This window comes from Micromonospora sp. NPDC049580, assembly GCF_040675595.1.
GTDB lineage: Bacteria > Actinomycetota > Actinomycetes > Mycobacteriales > Micromonosporaceae > Micromonospora.
On sequence record NZ_JBFAPG010000309.1, the window covers coordinates 1 to 7,728 of the forward strand.

The following is a 7,728-nucleotide window of genomic DNA, read 5'->3' on the forward strand; positions in this document are numbered from 1 at the left end:
GGTCCCGGCGCTTCCTGGAGGTGCTGGAGTCGTTCGCGCTCGGCACCCGGCTGACCCGTGGCCGGTCGTACGCGCGGGCCGGTCAGGTGCTCCGGCTCGACATCGCGCCGGGCCGGGTCACCGCCCAGGTGCAGGGTTCCCGGCCCCGGCCGTACGAGGTCTCCATCGCGCTGGCGACGTTCCCGGCCGCGCTCTGGACCCGGATCGAGGACGAGTTGGCCGGGCAGGCGTTCTTCAGCGCCCGCCTGCTCGCCGGGGACCTGCCCGACGAGCTGGAGGAGCTGTTCGTGGCGGCGGGCGCCCCGCTCTTCCCGGCCGCCGTGGACGAGCTGACCCAACGCTGCAACTGCCCCGACTTCGCGGTGCCGTGCAAGCACCTCGCGGCCACGTTCTATCTGCTCGCCGAGGCGTTCGACGCGGACCCGTTCGAGCTGCTGCACTGGCGTGGCCGCTCGCGCGCGGACCTGCTCGACCGGTTGCGCGCCCGTCGGGCCGAGGCCACCGGCACGGCGGTGTCGCCCGCGCCGGCTGCCGCCCCCGTGTCCACTTCGGACGACAGTTCGTCCGCGGTGGACGCGCTGCCGCCGGTCGGTGCGGCCCGGGCGCTCGCCGGGCTGGCGACCACCCCCCTCGCGGAGGCGGTGGACCGCTTCTGGGCGTCGCCGGTGCCGCTGCCCGACCGGCCACCCCGACTGGCGACCGGGCCGGATCTCCTGCTGCGCCAGCTCGGCCCGCCGGCGCCGGCCATCGGAGGGCCGGGCCTGCTGGAGCGGCTGCGTCGTGCGTACCGGGCGTTCGGCCCGGGGTGAGCCCTCACGTCCAGCGGCGGCGGAACCGCCACATGATCGCCGCGTTGGCGACCAGCACCACCGCGCAGATCGCGCCGGCCAGCCGGCCGGCGAATACGGCCATCGCCGGGAGCGACGCCCACAGCACGATGGTCAACAACATCAGGTAGCGGCCCCTGCGGGCTCGGACCCGGTGGTCCAGCCGGGCGAAGAAGGCCGGGTCACTCTCCCGGAGCTGACGGGTGATCTGGTCGAACCTGCGCTGATCCTCTTTGCTGAGCATGGCGCTGCCTTCCCCTCACGCGTTCAGCGGTTCGGCGGCATACCCGCTGCGGCGGCGGCTCACGCTCGCCCGCTCCTCCTTTTCCCAGCGTGAGGACACTTCACGTCCGGCTTAGCCGAGCCTTAAGTTTGCCTGTGGTGGTGAACGACGCGGAACGTGTCGCGTACGGCGGCGAGGTCCGATCCGTACCCGGCTGCCTTACGTCCGCCCTGCTGGGAAGGTCGGAGCCCGGCCCGCGTCAGCGGCCTGCCACGAACGCGGTGGTGAGGGCTGTCTTAAGTGCCCTCACCGGCGTGTTCGGCTCACCTTGAAGGCACCTGAGCGCTTGGTTACCTTGCCGTAGCAACCCCCTCAGGCAACAGTCGCCGCACCTGCCGCACCTGCTCGGTCGCAGCTTCCGGCGCTCATCAGAAATCGGGATTGGTACATGGCCGACCAGAATGTGCCACCACGTCGACCGCGGGACGACCGCGGCTGGGACGGACGCCAGCACCACAGCGCGGACAGTTACGGCGACCCCACCGCGTCCGCGTCGTACGGATACGACTCGCCCCACCCCTACCAGGGCGGCTACCCGGCGCAGGGGGACCCGCGCGAGCAGTACGGCGACGGGTACGCGCACGCCGGACAACCCGCCCCCGCCCCGCGTGGGCCGCAGTGGGTCGGCCCGGAGGGTCTGGGTCGTCCGGCCCCGGCGCGTCCGGCCGGTGCTGGACTGCCCACCCTGGACGATGACGACGAGCCGGGCCGCAAGGTCGGCCGACGCAAGGCCATGGTCGCGCTCGGTGGCACCGCCGCCGTCGTGGCCGGTGGCGCGGCGCTCGCCATGACGCCGCAGTTCCGCAGCCTCTTCGGTGACGAGGCGGCCGCGGGCGACGCGACGGGCAACACGGTGACCGACGGGACCGCGGCGCGTCCCAGCGGCCAGCAGCCCAGCACGGTGCGTACCTACACCGAGCAGAACGAGAGCTACATGGGCTCCCGGGCCGGCGAGGCGCTGAAGAAGAACGCGCCGACCGGTGGCCGGACCTTCTCCGGCCCGGCGGCGGCCGCCGCGGAGACCACGGTGACCGTCAAGACCGTGCTCGCCAAGGACCCGATCCTGCACCTGGCCCGGCGGGCCACCTTCGGCGCGACGCCCGCCGTGGTCGCCGACATCAAGCGCCAGGGCATCGACGCGTGGATCCGCGGGCAGCTCGACCCGGACAAGATCGAGCCGAGCAAGGCCGAGCTGAAGCTCGCCGAGCTGCCCACCCAGACGCTCTCGGTGGAGCAGCTGCGGACCCAGCGCGACAAGCTCAACGAGCAGGGCGCCCAGCCGGAGCGTGAGGTGGTCGACGCCACCCTGGCCCGCCAGATCTGGTCGAAGCGCCAGCTGTTCGAGGTCATGGTCGACTTCTGGAACGACTTCCTGCACGTCGCCGCCGACTTCGACGGCGGCGAGGTGTACCGCACGTCGTTCGACAAGGACGTGGTACGCAAGCACGCGCTGGGCAGCTACCCCGAGATGCTGGTCGCGGCGAACAAGCACCCCGCGCTGCTGATCTACCTGAACCAGAAGGACTCCCGCAAGGACGCCATCAACGAGAACCTCGCCCGGGAGAACCTGGAGCTCTACTCGGTCGGCGTCGACGGCGGCTACAAGGAGGGCGACGTCCGGCAGGCCGCCATGCTGCAGACCGGCCGTGGCGTCGACGACAAGGGCCAGTACGTCCTGCGCGTCAACCAGCACTACATGGGCAAGGTGAAGATCCTCGGCTTCACCCACGCCAACACGTTCAGCATCAAGGACGTCAACAACCCGACGGCCAAGGAGATCGCCGCCGTAGACGCGGCGATCGACAAGTACATCACCTACATCGCGCTGCACCCCTCGACCGCGAAGTACGTGGCGCAGAGCCTCGCGACCCGGTTCGTCTCGGACACCCCGCCGAAGTCCCTCGTGGACCGGCTGGCCAAGTCGTACACCAGCAACAACGGCATGATCAAGCCGGTGCTGATGACGCTGTTCAGCTCGTCGGAGTTCTGGGCGGCGGTGGGCCAGAAGGTGCGCCGGCCGATGGAGTACCTGGTCGCCACGTACCGCACCCTGGGCGTCGCGCCGGAGGCGTCGGCGAAGAACGACAACGGCGACAACAAGCGCACCCCGTTCGCCCGGGGCCTGCGGCAGATCCAGGACAAGCTGCGCGAGCTGGGCCAGTACCCGATGGGTCAGCCCACCCCGGACGGCTACCCCGACGTCTACGTCGCGTGGACCTCGGCCGGCACGATGGTCAACGGCTGGAACGAGGCCGGCGAGATCGTGGCGGGCTACCGCACCGCCTTCACGTACACGGCGCCGGAGAAGCTGGTCGCCAAGCCGCCGGCCACCGCCGGGGCGTACGTGGACGCGCTCTCGATGCGACTGGTCAACCAGAAGCTGAGCACCCGGGAGAAGAACCTGATCCTCGGCGTGGCCGGCGTGCCGGCGACCGCCAAGGTCGATGCCACGTTCAACGGGGCCATCACCGCCGTCGCGCGGGCGATCCTCGCGTCCCCCCAGCACCACCTCCGGTGAGGCACCCGATGGAGAAGACTGTGTACAACTCTTTCCCCCTGCACCCCGAATGCCCCGACCTGCGGCGACTGGCCGACAACCCGGCCGAGGCGCTGCTGCGCGCGGAGGCCGACCTGGTCGCCGCCGAGAACGCGGCCGAGGCCGACCGCTACCGCACGCTGGAGGACCTGGAGGAGGCCCAGCAGGACGGGCGCGGCGTCACCCGGCGGACGTTCGTCGCCGGTGCGGCGGCCACCGCCACCGCCCTGGCCACCGCGCAGTTCGTCACCACCTCGGCGTCGTTCGCGGCGACCAAGACCGGCACGCTGATCCACGTCTTCCTCTACGGCGGCCTGGACGGGCTGAGCCTGATCGCGCCGGACAACGACCCGGTGCTCGCCAAGGCCCGGCCCGACCTGCTGCTCGGCGACGACTCGCTGGCCCTGAGCCGCGGCTTCAAGCTGACCAGCGCGTTCAAGCCGCTGGAGCAGTACCTCAAGGCCGGTCAGCTGGGCTTCATCCCGGCGGTTTCCGACGAGCGGCTGTCCCGCAGCCACTTCCAGGCCGCGGACGCCTGCAACCTGGGCGGGCTGCCCAACGAGACCGGCGGCCGGGGCTGGCTCGACGGCCTGGTCGACCACCTGGGCAAGGGCACCGCGTTCCGTAGCGTCGGCATCGGCAGCACGCTGCCCCGCTCGCTGGTCGGCAACAACGGCGCGCTCTCGCTCAACAGCGTCGGCTCGCTGCGGCTCAACGGCGACGACAAGTTCCGGGCCGCCACCGAGAAGGCCATCAAGGGGCTCTTCACCGGGATCAACCACCCGGTCGAGGAGGCCGTGCAGGAGGGCATGGGCGCGCTGGCCACGGCGCAGAAGCTCGCCGCCAAGCCGTACCAGCCCGCCGCGGGCGTCAAGTACGAGGGCGTCGGCAACGCGTTCCAGCAGCTCGCGCAGCTGATCAAGGGTGGTGCCAACGTCCGGGTCGCGACCGTCGGCATGGGCGGCTACGACACCCACGAGAACCAGGGCACTCGCGAGGGCGGCCAGCTGCACCGCCGGCTGAACGAGCTGGCCAGCGCGATGGCGGCGTTCTTCACCGACCTCGGCCCGCAGGCCGCCGACGTCACGATCATGGTGTCCAGCGAGTTCGGCCGCCGGGTCAGCTCGAACACCGGCGGCACCGACCACGGCCACGGCGGCGTGGTCACCGTCCTGTCCGGCAAGAAGCTGGCCGGATCGCTGCTCGGCACCTGGAACGGCCTGGACAAGCTGGACTCCGGTGACGTGCCGGAATACAACAACATGTTCAACGTGTACGGCTCCCTGGCGCAGGGCCGCTTCGGGCTCACCAACGCCGAGGTGCAGAAGGTGTTCCCCCGCATGAAGTACGCACCGATGAAGCTGTACGCGTGACGCATTCGCACACCCACGCCGCCGGCCGCCGCACCGGGACGACCTCGTCCTGGCACGGCGGCCGGTCGGCGGAACCCGTACCCCCGCAGATCCCGGCCCGGCGCGGACCCGGCGGCCGGCGGCTGCTGGCCGCGCTGCTCCTGGTCGGGCTGCTCGCCAGCGTGCTGCCCTGGTGGCTGGGCACCCCCGCCGGTTCGCTGCGGACCACCGCGGCCACCGTCACCGCGGCCGGCCGGATCACCGGCCTGATCGCCGGCTACCTGCTCCTGGTGCAGGTGCTCATGATGAGCCGGCTGCCGGTGCTGGAGCGGTGGATCGGCGGCGAGCAGCTCGGCCGCTGGCACCGCGACATCGGCGCGACGCTGCTGGTCGCCGTGCTGTCGCACCTGTCGCTGATCCTCGTCGGGTACGCCGACCTGCGAAACCACTCGGTCCTCGCCGAGGTGGGCACGCTGCTCGGCGGCTACGAGGACATGCTCTCGGCCTTCGTCGCCACCGGCATCATGCTGGTGGTCGGCTTCAGCAGCGTCCGGGCGATCCGCCGGGCGCTGCCCTACGAGGCGTGGCACCTACTGCACCGGTCGAGCTATCTGGTGCTGCTGCTCGGTTACGGGCACCAGTTCACCCACGGCGCGCAGCTCTACAAGCCGGGCCCGGTGCGGACCGGCTGGATCGCCCTGTACCTGCTGGTGGTCGCCGCCCTGCTCTGGGGTCGGGTGATCGCGCCACTGGCGTTCAACCTGCGTTACCGGCTGCGGGTGGCCGACGTGGTCGCGGAGAGCCCGGACACCATCTCCATCTACCTCACCGGGGAGCGGCTGGGCCGCCTGGAGATGCTCGGCGGGCAGTACTTCCGCTGGCGCTTCCTCACCCCCGGCTGCTGGTGGCAGTCGCACCCGTTCTCCGTCTCGGCCGCCGCCAACGGCCGCTGGCTGCGGCTCACCGTCAAGGTCGTCGGCCGGCACACCGCCGACCTGCGCGACCTGGACCCGGGGACCCGGGTCTGGGCCCACGGCCCGTCGGGCACCTTCACCGCCGCGCACCGGGTGCGCGAGCGGGCGCTGCTGATCGCCGGTGGCAGCGGCATCACGCCCATCCGGGCCATGCTGGAGGAGCTGCCGCCGGGCGCGGCCCTGATCTACCGGGCCCGTACGCCAGCCGACGTGCTGCTCAGCCGGGAACTGGACTGGCTGGCCCAGGAACGCGACACGTCGATCTGGTACGTCATCGGCTCCCGCGACGACCCCGGCCCCCGCCAGCTCATGAGCCCGGACGGGCTGCGTCAACTGGTGCCCGACGTGGCCCGGCGCGACGTCTACCTCTGCGGGCCCCCCGGGCTGGTCGAGCAGTCGCTGCGCGCGCTGCGCCGTGCCGGCGTGCCCCGCCGGCAGATCCACCTGGCCACCTTCGAGCTGTAGGAAGGCATCGCATGCGTCGCGCGTTGTTCGCGATCACCGGTCTGGCCGCCAGCACCACCGCCCTGGTGGTGCTCAAGGGCTCGCCGGGCGCCACCCAGGTCGCCCAGAACCTGCCGACCGCGCAGCCGGTCAACCCCGCCGGGCCGGGCGTCGACCCGAGCGCCGACCCCGAGGCGCCCGGGACCGACCCGGCTGGCGCGGGCCCGAAGCCGTCGGTGACCGCCGGCCCCTCCACGTCGCCCAAGCCCAGCAAGACCACCGCCCGCCCGTCGGGCACGAAGACCACCGCGAAGGCGCCCTCGGCGCCGAAGACCACCACCAAGGCGCCCCAGTCGACCACCCGCCGGGTCACCGGCCCTCCGGTGGACACGGCCAATGGCTACGGGTACGTGCAGGTGCAGATCGTGGTCTCCGGCAGCAAGATCATTGAAGCCACCACCCTGGCGTTGCCGAGCGGCGGCGAGTCCGACATCCACAGCGGCGACGTGCGGGACACGTACAACGGCACCGGCGCTCCCAACACCCCCAGTGAGGTGGTGCGGAAACAGAGCGCCAACCTGAACACCGTCTCCGGCGCCACCGCCACCAGCAACGCCTACAAGAGCTCACTGCGGGCCGCGATCGAGCAGGCATTCTGACGTGCCGGCCGCGATGATCCGACCCGGGCTCTGCCGGGTCGAGCAGATCATGGGTACGACGATCACCCTGGACCTCGCCGACGACCTGCCACCGGGCCGCCTGCACGAACTGGCCGATGACGTCTTCGCCTGGATGCGTGAGGTCGACGGCCGCTTCAGCACGTACAAGGCCGACAGCGAGGTGTGCCGCTTCGACCGGGGCGAGGTGCTGCTCTCCGAGGCGTCGGCGGACCTGCGCTTCGTCCTGGAGGCGTGCGCCGACCTGTGGGGCGCCACCGACGGGTTCTTCGACGCGTACGCCACCGGGCGGCTCGACCCGTCCGGGTTCGTGAAGGGCTGGGCGGCGCAGGTCGCCTCCGACCGGCTGCTCGCCGCCGGCGCGGCGAACCACTGCGTCAACGCCGGCGGTGACGTGCGCGTCCGCGGCTTCTCGCCGACGGGGGAGCCGTGGCGGATCGGCATCCGGCACCCCTGGGACGCGATGGCGACGTGTCTGGTGCTCGCCGGCACCGATCTGGCCGTGGCCACCTCGGGGGTCTACGAGCGGGGTCGGCACGTGCTGGACCCCCGTCGGGGCGCGCCGGCCAGCGGGCTGCGCTCGGTGACCGTGGTCGGCAGCGACCTCGGCGTCGCCGACGCCTACGCCACCGCCG

General features: G+C 71.9%; 7 protein-coding genes. 6 read left to right on the top strand and 1 reads right to left on the bottom strand.

Features of this window, described 5'->3' with window-relative positions; translation table 11 throughout:
- On the top strand, positions 1-809 hold an 809-nt coding region (locus tag AB0J68_RS22155; RefSeq protein ID WP_363940320.1), incomplete at its 5' end, for an SWIM zinc finger family protein.
- A 4-nt stretch (positions 810-813) separates the two neighbouring features.
- Here the strand turns inward: AB0J68_RS22155 and AB0J68_RS22160 are convergent.
- Entirely contained in the window at positions 814-1,071 is a 258-nt protein-coding gene (locus AB0J68_RS22160; RefSeq protein WP_234586377.1) for a DUF3040 domain-containing protein, read from the bottom strand.
- 427 nt (positions 1,072-1,498) lie between these two features.
- Here AB0J68_RS22160 and AB0J68_RS22165 point away from each other — a divergent pair, with 427 nt between their 5' ends.
- From AB0J68_RS22165 to AB0J68_RS22185, 5 genes are all read left to right on the top strand, one after another.
- Entirely contained in the window at positions 1,499-3,628 is a 2,130-nt protein-coding gene (locus tag AB0J68_RS22165) for a DUF1800 family protein (RefSeq protein WP_363940321.1), read from the top strand.
- 8 nt (positions 3,629-3,636) lie between these two features.
- Entirely contained in the window at positions 3,637-5,019 is a 1,383-nt protein-coding gene (locus AB0J68_RS22170; protein WP_363940323.1) for a DUF1501 domain-containing protein, read from the top strand.
- The gene (locus AB0J68_RS22175) at positions 5,016-6,437 is read left to right on the top strand and encodes a ferredoxin reductase family protein (protein ID WP_363940324.1); all 1,422 of its coding nucleotides are present in this window, start codon (positions 5,016-5,018) and stop codon (positions 6,435-6,437) included. Before AB0J68_RS22170 ends, AB0J68_RS22175 begins: the two co-directional genes overlap by 4 nt.
- Before the next feature lie 11 nt (positions 6,438-6,448).
- Positions 6,449-7,075, top strand: coding sequence for an FMN-binding protein (locus AB0J68_RS22180; protein ID WP_354856597.1), 627 nt, complete (start codon positions 6,449-6,451; stop codon positions 7,073-7,075).
- A 49-nt stretch (positions 7,076-7,124) separates the two neighbouring features.
- A partial coding sequence (locus tag AB0J68_RS22185; protein WP_363940327.1) for an FAD:protein FMN transferase occupies positions 7,125-7,728 on the top strand: 604 nt, incomplete at its 3' end.